The following is a 1,424-nucleotide window of genomic DNA, read 5'->3' as shown; positions in this document are numbered from 1 at the left end:
TCCTGGACGCCAGCCGGCGCCTCTCGGACCCCAGGGCCCTCTCCCGCCTCCTCCTGGAGGCCCTCCCCACCTGGGAGAAGACGGGGGCCTAGGCCGTCCGGTCGGGCAGGATGGGGCCCTCCGGAACGACGACCAGGCGGAGCTCCTCTCCCTGGAAGGGGGCGTAGGGCGTAGACCAGGGGGGTCTTCCCCGCCTCCTCCCCTCGGCCTTCGCGGCCGTAAGCCTCAATGGACTCCCGGGCCCGGGCAAGGAGGTGGGCGCGAAAGGAAAGCCACCCTGGCCTCCCAGGGTGGTCCATCGGAGAGCCGGCCCCTTCGCCCTACTGGGACAACCCCCCTTCCGCGTCCGGCTCGGGAGGAAGGACGGGCGCGGTGTCAGGCGCGGGCACGACCCTCAAGGTGCCAACCGACTGCACCTGGACGGCTTGCTGGCTCCACGCCGCAGAGAAGTTGATCTGGGGGTCCAGCTGGGCGGCCTGGCCCGGGCGGCGAAGCTGGGTCAGGTCCACCGACGCGGCGAAGACCCGGGCCCGGTAGTTCCCGGGGGGAAGCTGGAGACCGGCGTTCTGGGTGAACTGGACCTGGGTGGCCGTGGTGTACCAGGTTAACAATTGGGAGGTCGGGTTTCCTTGGTTGTCCAGCTGCCAGAGCTCCACAAAATAGGACTTGGCCCCGGAGACGGAGGACCAGGAAAAGGTGGCGCTGTTCTGGGTGGCCTGGACCGTGACGTTCTGAGGCTGGGGCAAGGTGGAGTTGGCGTCCAACTTAAAGGTGCGGTTCAGGCTCTGGCTGGCGTTCAGGGTCCCGGTGATGGTGTGGTCACCGGAGGCGGGTACTACCCCCGACCTGAGCCACCACCAAAATACAGGTCCCGTAAACGAATACCGGAAAGGACCATAGGTGACGGGGGAGGCGCTGCTGGGGCCGGTCACGGTCACCTTAAACCCGTCGGGGCTGGTGGGAGACTGCAGGTCCGCCCAAAGGATGACGGCCAGGCCCGGGTTCTGCCCCCCGTAGTTCCAGGTCCCCAGGGAGGCGTTGACGGTGCGGGTGTCCCCGCCCCCCTGACCACCGCATCCCACGAGGCCCAAAACCAGGATCAACCCCAAACCCCAAAGTGCCCACTTGCTCCGGTTCATAGGCGAACCTCCTCCAATAGCCCCTAGCTCGAGGCTCTCCAGATAGGCGGGGCTAGAGGCATTTTAGCAAAACGGGCTTTCCCCGGACTCCAGGGGAAACCGCACCTCCGCACGGGTCTGGCAGTCCGAGGGGAAGGAAGTAGGGTTGCCTACCCTCCCAGAAGCCGCTTCACCCACGCCCTCCGGGCCTCCCGGTAGGCCTCCCGCTTCGTCTGGCCCCGCGCGAGGATGGTTTCCGGGCCCACCTCGGCGCTGGCGATGTACCCCTCCCCCTCGGGATCCCGG

The 1,424-nt window shown here is 67.6% G+C and carries 1 protein-coding gene; it reads right to left on the bottom strand.

Annotated elements, in window-relative coordinates; translation table 11 throughout:
- Window positions 1–320 precede the first annotated feature (320 nt).
- Window positions 321–1,139, bottom strand: coding sequence for a hypothetical protein (locus L0D17_RS13070; protein ID WP_243095688.1), 819 nt, complete (start codon window positions 1,137–1,139; stop codon window positions 321–323).
- Window positions 1,140–1,424: the final 285 nt, after the last annotated feature.

It is taken from the genome of Thermus thalpophilus (genome assembly GCF_022760915.1).
Classification (GTDB): domain Bacteria; phylum Deinococcota; class Deinococci; order Deinococcales; family Thermaceae; genus Thermus; species Thermus thalpophilus.
Note: the sequence above shows the minus strand (reverse complement) of the source record. Positions and strands in the feature narration are given on the sequence as shown.